The sequence below is a fragment of the Prosthecobacter fusiformis genome (assembly GCF_004364345.1).
GTDB lineage: Bacteria > Verrucomicrobiota > Verrucomicrobiia > Verrucomicrobiales > Verrucomicrobiaceae > Prosthecobacter > Prosthecobacter fusiformis.
Window position 1 is genome coordinate 63,486 of sequence record NZ_SOCA01000010.1, and the last position, 18,964, is coordinate 82,449.

Annotated in this window: 16 protein-coding genes and 1 tRNA gene; 12 read left to right on the top strand and 5 right to left on the bottom strand. The window is 55.5% G+C overall.

All coding sequences use genetic code 11. The features are described 5' to 3' along the window. Positions 1-96 precede the first annotated feature (96 nt). The 7 genes from EI77_RS19610 (at position 97) to EI77_RS19635 (ending at position 6,616) form a co-directional block, all read left to right on the top strand. Complete coding sequence (locus tag EI77_RS19610; RefSeq protein WP_133797009.1) at positions 97-1,080, top strand: polyadenylate binding domain-containing protein; 984 nt, start codon at positions 97-99, stop codon at positions 1,078-1,080. Between the two features lie 146 nt (positions 1,081-1,226). Continuing rightward, positions 1,227-1,604 carry a DciA family protein gene (locus EI77_RS19615; protein WP_133797010.1) on the top strand — a complete coding sequence of 126 codons (378 nt, stop codon included), beginning with the start codon at positions 1,227-1,229 and terminating at the stop codon, positions 1,602-1,604. A gap of 11 nt (positions 1,605-1,615) precedes the next feature. Beyond that, the gene (locus tag EI77_RS19620) at positions 1,616-3,055 is read left to right on the top strand and encodes a DUF2868 domain-containing protein (protein ID WP_133797011.1); all 1,440 of its coding nucleotides are present in this window, start codon (positions 1,616-1,618) and stop codon (positions 3,053-3,055) included. Positions 3,056-3,102: 47 nt separating this feature from the next. Further along, positions 3,103-3,234 (top strand): hypothetical protein, encoded by a 132-nt coding sequence (locus EI77_RS24025; RefSeq protein WP_279586928.1) that lies wholly within the window; start codon positions 3,103-3,105, stop codon positions 3,232-3,234. A gap of 1 nt (position 3,235) precedes the next feature. Next, complete coding sequence (locus EI77_RS19625) at positions 3,236-4,606, top strand: sulfatase family protein (RefSeq protein WP_166647381.1); 1,371 nt, start codon at positions 3,236-3,238, stop codon at positions 4,604-4,606. A gap of 72 nt (positions 4,607-4,678) precedes the next feature. Next, positions 4,679-5,239, top strand: coding sequence for a 16S rRNA (guanine(966)-N(2))-methyltransferase RsmD (gene rsmD, locus EI77_RS19630; RefSeq protein ID WP_133797013.1), 561 nt, complete (start codon positions 4,679-4,681; stop codon positions 5,237-5,239). 72 nt (positions 5,240-5,311) lie between these two features. After that, the gene (locus EI77_RS19635) at positions 5,312-6,616 is read left to right on the top strand and encodes a 3-deoxy-D-manno-octulosonic acid transferase (protein WP_166647382.1); all 1,305 of its coding nucleotides are present in this window, start codon (positions 5,312-5,314) and stop codon (positions 6,614-6,616) included. 52 nt (positions 6,617-6,668) lie between these two features. Here EI77_RS19635 and EI77_RS19640 read toward each other — a convergent pair whose 3' ends face one another. The 4 genes from EI77_RS19640 to EI77_RS19655 all read right to left on the bottom strand — a co-directional run bounded on the left by EI77_RS19640 (position 6,669) and on the right by EI77_RS19655 (position 12,397). Further along, on the bottom strand, positions 6,669-9,785 hold the full coding sequence (locus EI77_RS19640; RefSeq protein ID WP_133797015.1) for an efflux RND transporter permease subunit: 3,117 nt from the start codon (positions 9,783-9,785) through the stop codon (positions 6,669-6,671). Further along, entirely contained in the window at positions 9,782-11,002 is a 1,221-nt protein-coding gene (locus tag EI77_RS19645) for an efflux RND transporter periplasmic adaptor subunit (RefSeq protein WP_133797016.1), read from the bottom strand. The genes EI77_RS19640 and EI77_RS19645 overlap by 4 nt, the downstream gene beginning before the upstream one ends. Before the next feature lie 112 nt (positions 11,003-11,114). Next, positions 11,115-12,098 (bottom strand): SAM-dependent methyltransferase, encoded by a 984-nt coding sequence (locus tag EI77_RS19650; protein ID WP_133797017.1) that lies wholly within the window; start codon positions 12,096-12,098, stop codon positions 11,115-11,117. Positions 12,099-12,202: 104 nt separating this feature from the next. Then, positions 12,203-12,397 (bottom strand): DUF4032 domain-containing protein, encoded by a 195-nt coding sequence (locus tag EI77_RS19655; RefSeq protein WP_243838949.1) that lies wholly within the window; start codon positions 12,395-12,397, stop codon positions 12,203-12,205. A 147-nt stretch (positions 12,398-12,544) separates the two neighbouring features. On the opposite strand from EI77_RS19655, the gene EI77_RS19660 reads away from it, so the two are divergent. The 4 genes from EI77_RS19660 to EI77_RS19675 all read left to right on the top strand — a co-directional run bounded on the left by EI77_RS19660 (position 12,545) and on the right by EI77_RS19675 (position 16,226). Further along, positions 12,545-12,619 (top strand) — tRNA-Thr (locus EI77_RS19660). Positions 12,620-12,698: 79 nt separating this feature from the next. Further along, complete coding sequence (locus tag EI77_RS19665) at positions 12,699-13,532, top strand: hypothetical protein (protein ID WP_133797018.1); 834 nt, start codon at positions 12,699-12,701, stop codon at positions 13,530-13,532. 4 nt (positions 13,533-13,536) lie between these two features. Beyond that, entirely contained in the window at positions 13,537-14,979 is a 1,443-nt protein-coding gene (locus tag EI77_RS24030) for a histidinol-phosphatase HisJ family protein (protein WP_279586930.1), read from the top strand. A gap of 101 nt (positions 14,980-15,080) precedes the next feature. After that, positions 15,081-16,226 carry a 6-phosphofructokinase gene (locus EI77_RS19675; RefSeq protein ID WP_133797019.1) on the top strand — a complete coding sequence of 382 codons (1,146 nt, stop codon included), beginning with the start codon at positions 15,081-15,083 and terminating at the stop codon, positions 16,224-16,226. Positions 16,227-16,309: 83 nt separating this feature from the next. Here the strand turns inward: EI77_RS19675 and obgE are convergent, their stop codons facing one another. After that, positions 16,310-17,353: a GTPase ObgE gene (gene obgE, locus EI77_RS19680; RefSeq protein WP_133797020.1), complete on the bottom strand. Its 1,044-nt coding sequence runs from the start codon at positions 17,351-17,353 to the stop codon at positions 16,310-16,312. 115 nt (positions 17,354-17,468) lie between these two features. Here obgE and EI77_RS19685 point away from each other — a divergent pair, with 115 nt between their 5' ends. Then, positions 17,469-18,932, top strand: a complete 1,464-nt coding sequence (locus EI77_RS19685) for a glycoside hydrolase family 183 protein (protein ID WP_133797021.1) — start codon at positions 17,469-17,471, stop codon at positions 18,930-18,932. The last annotated feature ends 32 nt before the right edge of the window (positions 18,933-18,964 follow it).

Below are 18,964 nucleotides of genomic sequence, written 5' to 3' on the forward strand. Positions count from 1 at the left end.
TAAGGGCTGTCATCCTCCGTGACCAGCCCTTTTGGCTGCTGCATCCAGCCAAAGAAACCTCTTGATCCAGACTAAAACTTAAGAAACCTTAACGTTATGAAGACGCATCTACTCCTTGAGCATGGAACTGGCTCGTTATGGCGAGTCCTGGCTCTGGCCTGTGTGGCGGTGTCTGCCCAGGCTCAGCAGCAGCCCAATTATAACTATCCGCCCCAAGGCGGGTATGCTCAGCCGCGCTACCAGCAGTATCCCTCCCAGGCACCCGCCTATTCTCAGCAGGGCTATCAGGAGCCCGTGTATCAAACGGAGTATGTGAGTCCGATCGAGTTTCTGCCAACTGTTGGCCGCAAGTTTGGCAGCATGTTCCGCCGCGTTTTTTACGGCGACTCCCAGCCGCAGGGGTATTCCCCGCATGGTTATCCGATGCCCGGATCAGGGGGGAATCTGGACAGTGCGCCGCCTTCCTACCAGAGCCACTATGGCCAGCCGCAGACAGGGATCAACCAGCCCCGTTATCAGCAACCGCCAGCCTATGCCCAGCCTGGATACCAGCAGCCGCCATCTTCTTACCCGCAGCAGCCCAGATATCAGCAGGCCCCAGGCACCCAGGCACCGCAGTATCAACTGCCCCCACCGCCGACAAAATCACAAACTCCGCCTCCCAGTGGAAGGGTGAGTAATCCCCCAACTTCCAAATCCACCCCGGCACCCAAGACCAGTCAGGCACCGCCGAAGAAATACACTCCACCCACGCTTTCTAAAAAGTCCACACCTGCCATGGAGGAAATGCCTCCGCCTGTAGAAAAAAAGGATACGGCTGCTGCTTCCAAGACTGAATACTACCCCTTGCCTGGAGGGAAACCCAAGACAGAAGATGCCAAACCTTCCAGCGCGCCGAGCAAACCGGCCACGGACAAGACCGCTGGTAACAATGGCTCCTTTCTCAAGGGCAAAAGGGCCAGCAAAGAAGGCCGTGTCATCAGTCCTTATCCTCCTTATCAGGAGCTCGACGTGACCGGACTCAGCAGCGGTTCCTTAGCCCTGGACCCGACGACCCAAAAAGTCTTCGAGGTGCCGTAGCGGTGATTCGGTGGGGAGGCTGGATTCCAGCCTCCCTTCACCCTGTCAGGAAATGAGTTCGTGAGAACGCGTGCCAGAGTTCACGTAAACTGCGGCATGGTGATTTCCTTCTCGCATTTCTGTCATCTCCTGCGCATCTTGCTTTCATGTCTAACCGCCTCCCCACCGCCTACCAGCGCCGTAGGCATGCCCTCGTCACGGCATGGCGGCGTATGGATGAGGGGCCTGTGCTGGACTCACCGCTCAGATCCGTGGCGGACCTCGTCGGCCCCATCGTGGCTCAGGCAGGGATAGGCGACCGCATGAAACTCGAGGAAGTGCTCGGTGCCTGGCGTGAGATCGTGGGAGATTTTCTTTTTCAACATTCGCGTCCGGATTCCATCCAGCGCGGAGTCCTGATGGTGCGTGTTTTGCAGCCCACCGTCCATCATGTGCTGGCCATGGAGCGCCCGCGCATCTTGAAAAGGCTGCAGGAGAAGCTGAAGAACTCCGGCATCAAGGACGTAAGGCTCAAGCATGGCTGAACAGAACGCGCATGGACTGGAATGACTGGCTGAGCATCCTGCGTTGGCGCGCTCTCGAAGAGGGGGATGCGGATGGCGCGATCTTGTCTGAAGACCGGCGCCGGGAGGCGACTGCGCGCACACGTGGCGGCTTGACTGCCGATGAGGTGAAGGGCGATCCCGTCACAGAGCGCGAAGCCGTCTTCCTGCGTAAACGTTCCCAGTGGCTTGAGCGCGAGGTCATCGGCTGGAGTGGCTCCTTGGTTCGTATCATGGACCGGCTGGTCACCTTGCAGGGCCGCTGGTCCTGGGCATTCATCGGCTGGGCTGTGGCGTTAGTGGTGGGATATGCACTTTCGGGGCTGGGACAGGCGGCTGAGTTTAATCTTCTGGCTCTGCCGCTCGTCGGTGTCCTTTTATGGAATGCCATTATCATGGTTCTATCCCTGGTTTGGGAGCTTTGGCCTGCCCCTCAGGCGAGCCGGGGCAGCAGCCTGATGGAGTGGCTGGCTCAACGCGTTTCACCCGTGGGCAATGAGCGCACGGCCGAAGGCGAAACATTGACCGGTCTGACGGTGGATCAACGATTTGCCTTGCTGGCGAATGCACCGGCCATGGAGCGTTTGCAACGCCGTCTGCGTTCGTGGATGCACATCGCTGCTGCATTGCTGGCACTGGGCAGCATCATCGGACTCTATGCCCGCGGATGGTCTCAGGAATATCGGGCTGTCTGGGAGAGCACGCTTCTTTCTGAATCCGGCGCTCAGAAGTTCTTTGGAACCCTGTTTGGGCCAACGGCGGATACGTTGAATCTTGCCTTGCCGTTGGAAGACCTGCCGCAGATGCATCGCACTGGGGGGACTACCCTTTCTCCAGCACCGGCCTTACCGTGGATTCACCTGTATGCGGGGACACTATTTTTGTTTGTCATGGTGCCCCGCATCGGACTGGCAGGGCTTACTCTATGGCGTGCGCATCGCGTCATGAGCAAGCGACTGCGCAAGCTGGGCTGGCGGACCTATCTGAAGCGTACACTGCGTGCGGTTGAAGGCGGCCAGGAAGTCATCCCCATCCTCATTCATGCCACCGATGCCACCCCCACTCATCGGGATGTCTGGGCACGCGGAGTCAGAGAGCGCTTCGGGGCGATGATTGAGCCAGAGATGATTCATATTCCTTTGGGGGATGAGGATGATTTTGTCGCCGGATGGAAGCCTGCCAACGCCCGTGTGGTGGTCATTTTTAACCTAGCCACCACGCCTGAGCAGGAGGTGCAACGCCAGTTCGTACTAGGTGTCAAACAGGCCCTTGAAACCCATCATCGTGATGCCGATCTCATCGTCCTGCTGGATGCCACCAGCATCGGCAACCGCTGGTCTCCAGATAAGGTCGCCAGCAGAGAAAAGCTCTGGACCGATATGCTCCAGGGAGTCGCCAGTGAAGTCATCATTGCTGCGCAGCGGGGGCATTAGGTTGCCGGTGGTTGCGGCTGTGTGTTTTAAAATGGGATAGGCATGTGGTGAAACATATCACTTTCAGCCTCGTTGAGATGAGCACGTATGAAGCGGTTTGTTATTACATGGATGGGTTTAATCGCAATGCAGGTGGTGCAGGCCGCGAGTCCAAATTTTGTCTGGATTATTGCGGATGACATGTCCCCTGATATCGCGGCGTATGGTGCGCCAGGGGTAAAGACACCGAACCTGGATCGGCTGGCCACGGAGGGGCGGAGATATACCCGGGCGTATGCCTCGGCACCTGTGTGCAGTTCCTCCCGTTCGGCTTTTATTCTTGGGTGTTATCAGACTACCACCGGTTTGCAGGCGCATGATGTGGAAAACCCACAGCCACTGGCGGCACCTTATAAGCACCTGCCTGGGCTGCTCCGGGAGGCGGGTTATTATGTCACCAATGCTTCGGCACCCGGCGGCAAGAAAAAGAATCCTAAAACGCACTATAACTTCGCCCACGATGCGAAGGTGATGTTCGATGGCAATGACTGGACTCAGCGGAAGTCTGGACAGCCCTTTTTCGCTCAGTTTCAGATATCCGAGCCGCATCGTCCGTTTCCGATTCCAGAAAGTTTTGATGAAGAGGTTCTGCGCCAGATCAAGCTGCCGCCGAACTACCCTGACCATCCTCTGACCCGGCGGGATTGGTATGCATACCTGCGGAGTGTGGAGGTGGTGGACCAGCGGGTCGGAGCCATCCTTGATCAATTGGAAAAGGAAGGTGTGTTGCAGGATACAGTGGTCATGTTTTTCGCTGACCATGGTCGCCCCATGCCCTGGGGGAAACAATGGCTCAGCGTGGAGGGCCTGCAAGTGCCCCTGCTGATTCGCGGACCAAACGTGGCTAAAGAAACCGTGGAGGAGCGGCTTGTCAGCCTGATTGATCTGGCTCCATCCATGCTCTCCCTGGCCTCGCTGCCTGTGCCTGAATGGATGCAGGGGAGTGACGTCCTCAGCGGCAGCTTTCCTGATCGCCCGCAGATTTTTGCCGCCCGTGATCGCTGTGGAGACGCCCAGGACCGCATCCGTGCGGTCATTACGCCCCGTCAGCTTCTGGTGAAGAATTTTAACCCCGAACTGCCGTACCTGAGCTGGTCCAGCTACAAGGAGACCAGTTATCCAGGCATGCCTCTGCTGCGTGAATTGAAAAAGACAGGTGTGCTTTCTCCCATGCAGGCCCGTTATGCTGGGGATGACCGTGCGGCTCTGGAGCTATACGACCTGGAGTCCGATCCCACAGGGCTCGTGAATGTGGCCAAAGACTCTCAGCAGAAAGACAATCTCATTCATCTCACGACTGAACTGGATGCCTGGTTGGAAAGCAGCAAGGACAAAGGTGCCCTGCCAGATGCAGCCACTGAGCCGACCATGGAGCAAATCCGGCATGATAAAAAACAGGACTACCTGAAGACCTGGACAAAGCGTGGCTTCAAGCAAGAGCCAACAGATGCGCAACGCCTCACTTGGTGGATGCTACAATACGGACTGCCTGAAACGATGCAGGTGAATTGAGCCCAAGCTTCTGTGTGCTTGAGCATTGACTCAAGCCCTCGACAAACCCAGTGCTGCCAGCTAGCATCTTGCATGCGGCTTATTTCAGGCAGTGCCGGGGGCATCCCCCTGGAAGTCCCCAAAAACGTCACCCGTCCAACCCAGGACCGGGTTAAACAGGCCATTTTTAACATGCTGGGGGAGCTTGTGGACGGAGCACGCGTGCTGGATGTTTTCGCGGGGTCAGGTGCACTGGGACTTGAATGCCTGAGCCGTGGCGCTGCCAGTGCGCTATTGATTGAGCAGGACCGTGCGGCTTGCGAAGTGATCCGTAAAAACATCACCAAGACCCGGCTTGAAAATGCTGCTGTGCGCCAGGGAGATGTCTTCAAGGTCCTGCCACAACTGGCGGAGCAGGGGGGCATCTATGATCTGGTTTTTGCGGACCCTCCATACGCCAACAAACCGGGGGAAGAGGACCTGAGTTTAAAACTGGCCCTGCTGCCGGATCTGCATCTGCTCATGGCTCCCGGTGGCAGTTTCATCCTGGAATGCCGCGCCAGCCGCAATTCACCAGCGGAATGGGGGCCGTGGGAGATGGTGCGGGACCGGGAATACGGCAGTACCCGTATCCTCTGGTTGAGAAAGCGGTAGCGTCCACGCTGGCTGGTGGCATGGAATTGCCGCCGTTTTTATTCTATGCCCATTGCCGGGCCGACCTCACGCATGTCCAAAATCTTCAGTCTTTGCTTTTACAATTTACTGCTCCCAGTCGGGCTGCTGTTCATGTTGCCGAGTGCCATTCGAAAGATGCGCCAGCGCGGCGGTCATTGGCGGGATCTGGCTCAGCGGTTCGGGTTTCTTTCTTCATCGCAGATGCAGGCGGTCAATGCCCTGCCTCAGGGGGCAAATCGCTTGTGGATTCATGCGGTCAGTGTGGGCGAGGTAGGCATTGCCACGAAACTCATCGCGCAGCTTTTAAAATCACGTCCGGAGTCTGGCATCGTCCTCACAACCACCACGCCGACGGGTTATGCCCAGGCCCAGGAGTTTGCGGTTCGGCAGATGGGGAAGATGGTCGTTCTATACTCGCCGCTGGATCTGCCCGGCGTGGGCTGGAAGCTTCTTCGTCTCCTGGCTCCTGCTCAGTTAGTTTTAGTGGAGGCCGAAGTGTGGCCAAATCTCGTTTTCGCGGCCTATCGCAGGGGCATCCCCGTTTCGCTGGTGAATGCCCGTCTTTCTCCTCGTTCCGCCCGTCGTTTTCAAAAGCTGGGTTTTCTCGTTAAACCCATCTTCGGCATGCTGCACCAAGTAATGGTGCAAGAGCCTGAAGACGTGCAGCGCTGGCTGGGACTGGGGATCATGCCAGAGCGTGTCCATCACACAGGCAGCATCAAGTTTGACCCTCAAGGCGGGGCAGCAGACCCTGCCCAGGTGGAATCTCTTCGCCGAGTTTTGCAGGCCGCTGGCATCGGCTCGGATCAGCCCCTCCTGCTGCTCGCTAGCACTCATCCTGGGGAAGAGGTGCTTTTGGCAAAGGTGGCACAGCGATTACGCATGAAGCATCCTCGTCTGGCTTTGCTAATCGTTCCTCGCCATGTCGAGCGAGCCGCGGCATTGATGCAAGAACTGATTTCTATCGGCCTCCACCCTCAACGTCGCAGTCTGATCCAAGCTCGAACGTTAGACCTTCTCATTGATACCACGGGCGAGCTGCGCGCCTGGCAAGAACTCGCTACCCTGGTCGTGGTGGGCAAAAGCTTCCTGGCCACCGGCGGGCAAAATCCAGCGGAAGCCGTCATGGCGCGGAAACCCGTGCTTTTTGGCCCTCACATGGAGAACTTCCAGTCGCTCATTGAGTTGTTGCTCTCTCGCAAAGGTGCTGTGCAGGTGGCTGATGCGGATGCTTTAGAACCGGCTCTCGACACCCTGCTGAGTGATCCTGCTCAGTGTCAGGAGCTCGGCGAAAATGGTGAGGCTGCTCTCGCGCTACATGAAGGCGCTACCTCGAAGACTGTAGCACTTTTGTAATCGGCTTGGGAAGATTGTAGGTGGGTCTCCGTCTGCCCAGAGCAGTCTCTGTTTACGCAGCGACTGCTGTAGCCGTGCCTGCATCTGCAACAGGCTCCTTTTTCTTCCGTTGGAAATAAACACTCATCTTCTCCATGTAGATGTAAAACACCGGAGTGATGTAAAGCGTCAGCATTTGCGATAATAGCAGGCCACCCACAACAGCCAGGCCTAACGGACGCCGGGCTTCTGCTCCTGCACCGAGCCCGAGAGCGATAGGCAGCGCCCCCATGATGGCCGCGAAGGTCGTCATCATGATCGGCCGAAAACGTACCAGACAGGCTTCGTAGATCGCATCCGCTGGTTTCTTCCCCTCATTCCTTTCGGCCTCCAAAGCAAAGTCGATCATCATGATGGCGTTTTTCTTCACAATGCCGATGAGCATGAGGACCCCGACGAAACCATAAAGATTGAGTTCGTAACCAAACACCCAAAGCGTCAGCAGAGCACCCACACCTGCTGAAGGAAGTCCGGAAAGAATGGTCAGCGGATGGATAAAGCTTTCATACAAAATACCCAGCACCAGATAGATGACCACTACTGCCATGACGAGCAGCATGCCCAGCCCTTGCAGAGAGGATTGGAAAGCCTCAGCCTCACCTTGAAATGCCGTGCTAATGCCTGCAGGCAAGTCTTTGCCCACGGCTTGATTGATGGCGCTTACTGCTTGTCCAATGGAGACACCCGGTTTGGTCGCAAAGCTGATGGTCACGCTCGGCAACTGCCCGGAATGCGTCACCGTCAAAGGACCAACGGTCCGGGTAATGTCAGCCACACTGGACAGTGGAACGAGTTCACTGTTGGCTCCCCGGATGTATAGCAGGCCCAGGGATTCCATGTCCGCACGGTAATTCGGATCCACTTCCAGAATGACGTAATATTGGTTAGTCGGGGTATAGATGGAGGAGACCTGACGTGAGCCGTAGGCATTATAGAGAGCATTTTCGATCTCCGTCGCCGTCAGTCCCAATGAAGAGGCTTTGTTTCGATTCACCTCCACATAGACCTGGGGACTGGTGATCAGCAAATCACTCGTCACGTCCGCAAGTTCAGGCAGTGCCACTAAGGCTGCCTCGATTTTCGGAGCCACTTCAAAGAGCTGTTTCAGATCCACACCGGAGAGTGTGTATTGATACGGGCTTTTGCTGCTGCGACCGCCGATGCGGATGCTAGTCGGCACCTGGGGAAAGGCGCGTATGCCCGGGATGGCGGCTAGTTGCGGACGCAGTTGATTCACGACTTCTTGTGCAGTCGGTCGTTCACTGCGTGGCTTTAAACTCACGAACATGCGCCCGCTATTGCCCGTGGAGCTTGGTCCGCTGGCCCCCACGCTGGAGCTGAAAGCTTGTACATGAGGATTCCTGGCCAATACTTCGGCCACGGCTTTTTGATGCCGTTCCATGGTCTCAAAGGAGGCATCTTGAGCACCTTCCGTCATGACCTGAATCTGCCCGGTGTCCTCTGTTGGGATGAATCCCTTGGGAAGATGAACAAAGAGCCAGGCCGTTCCAGCCACCGTTCCCAGCGTCACCAGCATCATGCTGAAACGATGCCGGAGGCTAAACTTCAACGTGATGTCATAGATGTGGAGCAGGCCGTCAAAGAAACGCTCCGTCGTGCTGTAAAACCAGCCATGATGTTCTTTTTCGACGTGCGGCTTTAGAAAGCGGCTGCACAGCATCGGAGTCAGTGTCAGCGAGACAAACCCGGAGACCAGAATGGCCACCCCAATGGTGACGGCAAATTCATTGAGGAGCCGCCCCATAATGCCGCCCATGAACAGTACCGGAAGGAACACCGCCGCGAGTGAGAGGGTCATTGAGATGACTGTGAAGGTGATCTCTCGTGATCCCTTGAGCGCCGCGTCCCAGACTGATTCACCTTTCTCAATATGCCGGACGATGTTTTCCAATACCACAATGGCATCATCTACAATGAAGCCGACACTCAAGGTCAAGGCCATCAGCGAGATGTTATTCATGCTAAAGCCCAGCAGATGCATGACAGCAAAGGTCCCCACAATCGAAAGCGGGATGGCAATGCTGGGGATGATCGTTGCGCGAAAATTGCGCAAAAACATAAAGATGACCACAATCACCAAACCGATGGTCAAAATAAGTGTGAGTTGCACATCGTGTACGGACTCACGGATGGCATGGGAGCGGTCAATAAGCACGCTCAACTCCATGGCTGCGGGCATTTGAGCATTGACGGAGGGCAGCAGTGCTTTCACTGCATCCACCACTTGCACCGTATTGGCTCCTGGCTGCCTTTGTACCGCTAGAAGGATTGATCGCTTTCCATCGGTGGCATAGTTGGAGATCTGATTGTCCTCCACACTGTCCAGCACTTTGGCCACCTGCTCCAGCCTTACGGGTGCACCTTCACGGTAAGCCACGATAAGCGGCCTGAAAGCCTCTGCCGTGACCAGTTTACCACTGGTTTGCAGCGTGAAATTTTGCTCCGTGCCCTGGAGGACACCTGCAGGAAGATTGCTGTTTCCTGCGGCGATGGCATCCCTCACTTCATCCAAGCTGATGCCAAGCGAGGCCAATTTCAGCGGGTCCGCCTGCACTCGCACCGCATACTTTTGAGAGCCGAAAACACGCACCTGCGCCACTCCTTCCACCATGCTGATGCGCTGGCCCAAGGCCGTCTGCGCATACTCATCCACGGTAGAGATGGGAAGCGTATCTGAGCTCAACTGCATGATCAGCACTGGGAAGTCAGCCGGGTTCACCTTTCTAAACGACGGTGGGCTCGGCATGTCATCCGGGAGGTTTCGTTGAGCGGCGGAAATGGCAGACTGCACATCCAGTGCGGCTCCATCAATGTCGCGGTCCAGATTGAACTGGATGGTGATGTTTGTATTTCCGAGAGCACTGGTGCTGCTCATCGAATCAATGCCCGCGATGGTGGAAAACTGCTTCTCCAGCGGAGTGGCCACGGAGGCCGCCATCGTTTCTGGATTGGCACCTGGAAGTGTGGCCGTGACTGACAATGTGGGGAAGTCCACATTGGGCAGATCATTGACGGGTAACTTTTGAAAAGCCAGCATCCCAAAGGCGAGGATGCCCGCCATGATGAGAGTGGTCATCACCGGCCGGTGGATGCAGCGCTCGGGTGTCATGGGATTTCAGCGTGGGACAGTTTTCCTTCTGCTTCTTCAGCCTGTGGAACGACGCCCACCGGTGGTTTGATTTCCACCCTGCTGCCAGGAATGAGCCGCAACTGGCCATCAATGACCACGACATCTCCCTTTTTGAGCCCCTTGCGGATGATTGCCATGGTGCCCAACGTGCGGTCAAGTTCCACTGGCTGCATCTCAACGGTGTTGTCTGCTGTAACAAGAAAAACATACTGGCCATTTTGGCCGGTTTGTACAGCCGTGGCGGGGGCCACGATCGCATCCGCCTGGGTGGTCAGGGTCAGGGCAATTTCACCATACTGGCCTGGCCACAGGGCCAAATCCTCATTCGGCATCGTGGCCTTCACCTCCAGCGTGCCTGTGGTGGGTTTGATGGCATTGTCTACGAATGAAAGTACCCCTGGAATTTCTTTGGCTGTGCTCCCGCTCGGCGTGATCGTGACCTTGAGTTCACCCCGGCTCATGTAGCTTTGAATGTCCGTGAAATGCTGCTCAGGCACGGAAAAAATCACCTCGATAGGGCGGAGTTGATTGATGACCACCAAGTCGGTTTCGTCCGCTTTGACCACATTTCCCGCATCGACCGCCCGCCGTCCTGCACGGCCAGTGATTGGCGATAAAACGGTGCAAAAACTGAGCTGAAGCTCGGCCTCCTTGACCATCGCTGCGGCGGCTTCGGTGTTTGACCTCGCTGCATCTGCACTGCTTTTAAAGTTGTCCACCTCCTCACGGGAAACACCTCCGCTTTGGGATAGATTGGCGTATCGATCTGCCTGTTTTTTTGCGATATCGGCCTGGGTTTGCGCCTGGGCCAGTCGTGCTTTGGCTTGCGCGAGCACCACTTCAAAAGGTGCCGGATCTAATTTGGCCAGGATGTCACCTTCTTTAACATCTTCGCCTTCATTGAAAAACACTTTGGCGATCTGCCCTGTCACCCGTGGTTTCACCGCCACTGTGGATTTAGCTCGGACATTGCCGATAGCCATTAACTGCACCGGAACTGCCTTTTGCTCCACGGTTGCTGCTACAACTGGTACGGCTGGAGGCGGACGTTTGTCGGCTGAGGCATCGGAATCCTTGGAGGGTGAGCAAGCCGCTAAAAAAGCAGCTAAGCTAATCGTGACCAGAACTGGCGGGTAAAGATGCATATCGTAAAAAGAAAAAGGAAGCTTTTTAAAAGTGAGGGGTGTGGATTCCATAGAACTGCACTCCGCCTAGCTTTCATTGGGACTGCTTCAACTCGATCTCTATTCATTCGCAGCCCTGTTCTTTTACGCGCGGATCATCGTGAAATTATGCCTAAATTACTTTTCACCCAGGCCTGTGGATCAGATATTTGAAAGCTTCCCCTGCGCCATGTAGATCCATGATAAAGGCAGTCGCTGGATGTGGTGATAATTTCTTTAGATAAGTCTGTATAAAGACTGATTGGTTTCCATAAGAGATCTCTTTCCAATTTAGCTCCGCAGCCCAGTTTCGGTAGTCGCTGAAGTTTATATCAGCAGTAATGTCTTGCCGCCCGGGATTCATATAAACAGCCTCTCCTTCCAGTCGTTGCTGGTGCAAATAACCTCTCAGGGTACCGACAGGCCTCCGGTAATAGAGGGCAGGGAATACATCTCCATAATCTACTGTCAGCATTGCTCCTTGCTTCCAGGCAGGAGCCCACTCCAGCATCCAGTTACGCACGGCCGCATGGATCTCGATGCGTTGCCGAGCAGCTTTGCCAGGCCAAGCTTGGAGCGCGGTGAAAGGTGCACGCATCGTTTCGTCCCATTCCAGGGGGAGGGATATTTCTCTTCCAGCAGGGGTAATGTGGACTTCTTGCCATAAACCCTCTTGCCATTGAAGGAGCATCACAGGAAACGCATCCAGCAGTTCATTGTGGTAAAGGAATGCCTTGCCTTCACAGGTCTCCAAAGCTGCCTTTAAATTTTTATGCCAGGTGACGGAGTCGCCTAAAAGGAGCTTTTGCTGCTTTTGTAAAACTTCAGAAGTTTCAACCACATGCCAGTGAAACTGCCGCCTTTTCCACCACCCGAGGCTTCGTTTTACGCTTTCCATGAGCACCCCGCTGCCTGCCCCAATTTCGATGACATGCCGCACATTGGTCTGCAAAGAAGATTCGCTTTTTAGCCAGTTCGCCACGGCTGCTGCAAAATCTGGGGACAAAGTCGCTGAAGTGGAAAAGTCCCCTCTTTTGCCCACGGTCTTGATCTGGCGCGAGTAGTAACCACGTTCAGGATCATACAAAGCTTGAGCCATGAAAGCGGAAAAGGGTGATGCGCCGGACATATCGCCACATCCTAGCCGAAAGGAATACTGTCGCCAGTGGATGCAATGGTCTTCTGCACTGTGCCAATCCAGGCACGCAGTCGCTGGATAGGCGTAAACTTCGCCTATCCCTTCGTGCGACTCATCTTTTTATTTCGCTCGCATCTCCACTCTCCACGGTGGCGTTGTGCCCATTCGTTGAGCGCTCGCTCGAAGCCGATGTCGCGATTCTCTTTTTCACTCATCAGCCACTTGTGGCGCAGGATCTGCTCGAGTTCGGCTTTGAACTCGATGTAGGCATTCGCTGGGATGGCTGGCATGATTGGGATACGCAGTCTCGTTCCATCCATGTCGATTGCAAGCTTTCCACGTCCAAGGGCTGCTTCAAAATGGGTTCTGCATGCAGAAACCAAATGACAAAAGCGCATTTTGGGATATAACGTCCCTGCTCACCGAAACGTGCATGTGCCGAAGTAGCTCAGGGGTAGAGCATCGCATTCGTAATGCGAGGGTCGCGGGTTCAAATCCCGCCTTCGGCTCCACTCGTGTCAGGCAATGACTCCAGTTCCAGACAAGCCCCGCGCCAGCCGTAACCGACGGCGGGGTGACACGGTTAATCTTATGCCCCGCCTCGCGGGAGCCGCCGCTGTGGTAGTGATCGTGGCCGTCGCATTTAACATTGCCATCCACAGCCTGGAGCGCAGCCCACCCGTGCAGCCTGAGTATCAGGTCAAAAAAACATCGCTCTTTTCCCCCGCACCCGCGAAAGTCGTCCCGGAGCCTCGCGAGGTGCCCGTGCAGGGAATTTTAAGCATCGAGGAAAAGCGCCCGTTGATTGAGGCTGCATTGCGCTCTTTTTTCCAAGCTACGACGATTGAGGGGAAATTGGCGTTTTCGCGAGATCCAGACCGCGTGCGCCCTCTCATGCAGCAGTATTATGCCGCAAGCCGCATTCAGCCACGGCAGGTCAGCGGTCTCGGCAACTGCCAGTCGGTTTCGGAAAAAGGCCATCGCTTAGGATACATTCAGGTCCGTTTTTCCCCTGGGGAACCGCTCAGCATCATCGTAGAAGAGGACGCTGAGGGGCGCTTCCGTGCGGATTGGGAAAGCCTCGTTCTTTACGGAGAGATGACCTGGCAGGACTTTCTCAGCCAAAAACCGCAAACCCCCACTTTGCTGCGTGTGCTGGCATCACATCTCCCGGTTCCCATTTCCGACCAGCGCGAGTGGCTGGAAATCACCGTCCCAGGGCAGGCCCGGAGGCTAAAAGCCTATTTTGACCGCAAAGACCCCCAGTTGCAGCCTTTGGTGGAGCAACTTCAGCTTGGAAGTTGGAAAAATGTTCCGCTAACGCTAAGAGTGTGTTATTCGGAACCAAAATTAAACGCTGACACTGTTCAAATCGTAAGCAGTGAAGGCAAAGGCTGGTTGATACTAACAGATAGGAGGAGCTAACCACGTGAGCAAGACCCACCCAAACAAGTCCAAAGCGGCGAAAAAACTGGCCTCAGCCAGCAAGCCTACAGGGAAAACAGCAGCCAAGAAAGCCGCTGTAAAAGCACCTTCAAAGAAAACGGCTGCTAAATCCGCTTCCACGCCCAAGACCGTTACCAAAAAGCAAACTGCCAAAAAGGCTCCTGTCGCCCAGAAAGCACCTGCCAAAAAAGCACCGCCTGTAATAAAAAAGGTAGCCGCCAAGAATGCCGTCCCAGTCAAAAAAGCTGTGGTTGGAAAAAAAACGGCTCCCGTCAAAAAGTCCGCGCCCACGAAAAAAGCGGCTCCTCAGGCAAAGAAAGCTGCCGCCCCACCGCTGCCGGCCGCAAAAAAGCAAGTCGCTAAACCCGCCTCCACTAAAGCGGCTGCACCCGCCAAGCCAGCCATCGCTCCTGTTGAAAGTGCCAAGCCTGTAGTTCCGTCAACTTCCAATCTCCCAACTGCGCCCACTCCTGTCGCTAAAAGCTCTGCCAAAACCACGGCTAAGCAGGCTCCGGCTGTTGTCATCCAGGAGCCCATTGCTCCCCCTAAACCCCCCGTGATCTCGGATGAAAAGCCGGTTGCTAACAAATCGGGGGCGCTGTTTTTCGATTCACACATGCACACTCCGCTGTGCAAACATGCCGCTGGCGAACCTGAAGAATACGCAGCCCAGGGTCTGAAATCCGGCCTCAAAGGCATCATCTTTACCTGCCACTGCCCGATGCCTGATGGTTTTTGGCCCAGCGTTAGAATGTCCGATAGCGAATTCGATACCTACGTTTCCATCGTGGATCGTGCGGCCCAGGCCTATCGCGGGAAACTGGATGTCTGTCTGGGACTTGAAAGCGAGTTCTTTCCTGGTCATGAAAAGTGGATCGAGAATCTCCACAAACGCGCAGATTTTGATTACATCCTCGGCGGTCTGCATTGGCAGTCGAAAGATTACCTGGCCAAGTTCGAGACAGGCACCATCGAAAACTTCCGCCGCAGTTATTTCGAGCATTTGGCCCAGAGCGCCGAAAGCGGTCTGTATGATTGCCTCGCGCACCCAGATTTGGTGAAAAACTATCACCCGGATTCCTGGTGCTTCGCCATCATCAAAAACACGGTGACAACCGTCCTGGATCGCATTGCGAAAACCGGTGTTGCGATGGAACTGAATTCATCGGGTCTCAACAAGAGCTACTCCGAGATGAATCCCGGAAATGAAATGCTGCGCATGATGGCCGAGCGTAAAATCCCGATCGTTATCGGCAGCGATGCCCACAAGCCTTCACGCGTGGGGGAACACTTCATCACCGCATTGAATAACTTGAGTGAGTCAGGCTACGAAGAGGTCAGTTATTTCCAAAAGCGGCAGCGTATTGATCTGAAGATCAGTGATGTTCTCGCCAGCATTCGGAAAGCAATTGATAACAACTCCTGATTTGTAGTGGATAATTTAGGTATGGGTTCGAATGCGTGAAAAGTGTGCCAGCCGTTGCTTGCGGTTGCCCTTCTCATCGCTAAGGGCACCTGTTCCCAACCATGACTTCTTTCCCTGACAGTCCCGTAGCCGTCCTTTGCAGTGGCGGTGATGCTCCCGGCATGAATGCCTTCCTTCGCGCCATCGTGCGTTTGGGGCTAAATCGTCATCACGTCCCGGTTCTCGGGATCCGGGATGGCTACCGTGGCTTGGTCCGCGCGGCCAAACTGGTGAACGGAGAATCCGGAGAACTGGTGAGACTGAAGCAAGAAATCACCGCGCATGCCGGAAACCGCGGCCTGATCGACGCGCAGCAATGCATCATCCAGATGGATCACGCGAGCGTCAGCGGCATCATGGGGAAGGGGGGCACGATCCTAGGCTCCGCCCGGTGCATGGATTTTCATAAGCCCGAAGTCCGTCGCGGTGCCATTGACCTGCTCGAAAAACTCGGTGTCAAAGCCCTCGTTGTCGTCGGAGGAGACGGCTCCCTAACCGGAGCGCGCTTGCTGGCCGAAGAAAGCAGCCTGCGGGTCATCGGCGTGCCCGCCACCATTGATAATGACCTCCAGTTTACAGAAATGGCTTTGGGGGTGGATACGGCTGTTCACACCCTGGTGTGGGCAGTGGACCATTTCATTGATACAGCTCGCAGCCACCGCCGCGTGATGGTGCTGGAAACGATGGGCCGTGAAAGCGGTGACCTGGCCCGCATGGCTGCTCTGGCATCCGGTGCGGAAATGGTCATCACGCCTGAGAGCGGTCCGCTGACTGAGCAGGCCATGATGAGCTATGCGGAAGAGATTGAGGGTGCCATGACCCGTGGGCGTGGTCATGCCATCGTGCTGATCGCTGAAGGCGTCCAGTTTGACCCTCCTCAGACCCGCAATGGCGCCTATGTCCTGCGGGATGCTTTTCAGAAATACTTCCAGCGTGAAGGTGCTCCTTTCCAGGATCTCGAGGTGCGTCCTTCCGTCCTGGGTCACCTTCAGCGCGGTGGCCATTCCACTCCAGGGGATTGCATCCTTGCCGCCCGTTTTGCGGAAGAAGCCTGGAAAGCCATTCTGGATCCTGCCGGGGCCAATGGCATCACGGCCTTGCAGCACAACAAGGTCCAGATCGTCCCGTTTGGCTGTGAAGACCTGCCTGAGCGTGCCCTGCATTCCCAGGCCATGGATCGTCTTCATGACGACCTAAGCTCCTGGTGACCGGCTAGATGAAGCCAGCATAAAAAATGCTTCTCCCAGATCTGGGAGAAGCATTCAAAACTGAGGGCTCCGCTCTTCGGTGCTTATTTCAGCACTTCAAAACGCTGGCCGATTTTCTTATCCAGGAAGTCGCGCAGCTTATCCAGGCCGAGTCCAGTCTCAGCAGAGACGGGAAAGATTCGCACGCGCTTGAAGCGCTCTTTAAGACGCTCCACGTTTTCCTCGGCACCTTCCACGTCGATCTTGTTGGCCAGGATATGCCAGGGGCGCTTGGAGAGTTCCTTGGAGTACAGCGACACTTCCTTGCGCACTGTTTCCAGGTCTTCCACGGGGTCGCGACCTTCCGTGCCGGCGGCATCGACTACGAAGAGCAGGATGCGGCAGCGCATGATGTGACGCAGGAAATCGTGGCCCAGACCGATATTCTGGTGAGCACCTTCGATGAGTCCAGGAATGTCTGCCAAGGTTCCCCGGCGATGGTCGCCAAAGTGAATCACTCCCACCATGGGTTGCAGGGTGGTAAAAGGATAGTTCGCAATCTTTGGCTTGGCCGCGCTTAGCTTGGATAGCATCGTGGACTTGCCCGCATTCGGAAAGCCGACAAAACCCGCATCAGCAATGCTGCGAAGTTCAAAGTGGAAGTAGCCTTCATCTCCGTCTTCACCAGGGGTAAATTCCCGTGGAGCCTGGTGGGTACTGGTTTTGAAGTGGACATTCCCTTTGCCGCCCTTGCCGCCCTTGCACAGGGTGAAGCGTTGTCCCACTTCCGTGAGGTCCGCATAGGGTTCGTAGCGGGTCACCATTTCGCCTGTCTCGGGATCTTCCTCCTCAATGACTTTTGAAATCACGGTTCCACTGGGTACTTTATAGATCACTTCATCCGCACTGATGCCAGAGCACATGTTTCCACCGCCCTTGTGTCCATCTTCGGCGATGAGCTTGGCATTGAAGAAGTACTGGCGCAGACTGTTGGTGCTGGAGTCCACAAGCAGGATGATATCTCCTCCCTTGCCTCCATCCCCCCCGTCAGGGCCGCCTTTGGGGCGAAATTTGCCCCGGTGAAAGTGCATACTCCCATCCCCACCTTTACCGGCGCGGGCATAGACTTTGATTTGATCAACAAACATGAACCGGGCATGTAGCCCGAAATTCCACCCGATACAAGCCGTTCGCTAATGAACTTACCTGTTTGAGGCCCGTTTCCTGCTTTTGTGTGGGCAGATCGGGTGGTAAATTTCTCGCATGCGAGCTTTTTGCCTCAGTTTTTTCATACCTCTGACGGTCTGGGCCGCACCTGAGGACTGGTTTGGAATCCAAGTGGTGGATGCCAAATCTGGGCGCGGAGTACCCCTCATCAGTCTCACGACAACCAATCACCAGACCTATGTGACGGACAGTGCGGGCTGGATCGCCTTTCAGGAGCCGGGCCTCATGAATACGGAGGTGTATTTCCACATTCATGGCCCTGGATATTCAGTTCCAAAAGATGGCTTTGGCTATGCTGGAATTCGGCTGAAGCCCAAAGCGGGTGAAAAGACGGAGATCAAAGTGCTGCGTCATAACATCGCCGAGCGTCTTTATCGCGTCACCGGTCAGGGCATCTACAGGGACTCCACTCTGCTAGGCCTGGATAGCCCTCTCCCACGTCCCAACCTCAATGTGGGGGTGACTGGCCAGGACAGTGTGCAAGCTCTGTCATGGAAAGGCCGTCTCTTCTGGTTATGGGGAGATACCAACCGCGCCAGCTATCCGCTGGGGCATTTTCACTGCACATCTGCTTGGTCAGACCTGCCGACAGCAGGCGGTCTGGAACCCAGCCAGGGAGTGCATTTGGAATACCTCACCGACGGCTCAGGCCAGATGCGTAAAATGGCCCCTTCACAGGAACCCGGTGTCGTCTGGATTTTTGGCCTAGTCACCGTTGCAGATCCCGGCGGAACGGACCGTTTGTTAGGCCATTACGGCCGCTATGCCAGCCTGGATAAACGGGTGGAACATGGCCTCGTCGAGTTTGATGAGGCCCAGGGCTGCTTCGTCCCGATGCTGCAACTTGGCGATGAATTTACCTGGCAACATCCTGAGGGTAACTCGGTGCGTGTTACCCTGCCTGAAGGTGACTATGTCTACTTCACCGGCAGCTTTGCGGTCACTCGAGTCAAGGCTGACTACGGCAGCATCTTGAACCCGGGTGCTTATGAGGCCCTGGCATGGTCTGAAGAGACCGGGCAATATCAGTGGCAGAAAACACTGCCTCCCGCCACCCAGGAAGGGGAAGCTCAATTGATCCGCGCAGCCAAAATTCCCGTGGAAAAGGCGCACTTCCAAGTCACCGACGCTGCTTCTGGCTTACCTGTGATCATCCATCGCGCCAGTATCCAATGGAATGCCCACCGCCAGCGCTGGATCATGATCGCCACGCAGAACTTTGGCCAGCCCTCCATGTTGGGGGAGGTCTGGTATTCTGAAGCATCTTCTCCCCAAGGCCCTTGGAAAAAAGCAGTCAAGGTGGCCAGCCATCCCAAATACAGCTTTTACAATCCACGGCAGCATTCCTTCTTTGATGAAGAGGGTGGACGCATCATCTATTTTGAGGGCACCTATGCTGAAACCTTTTCAGGAAATCCAGTCCCCACCGCACGCTACGACTATAACCAGATCATGTATCGTCTGGATCTGGGGGATGAACGGCTGGCAGTGTTTGAATGATACCTGAGTGCTGTCTTGTCAGCGCTTTTCCG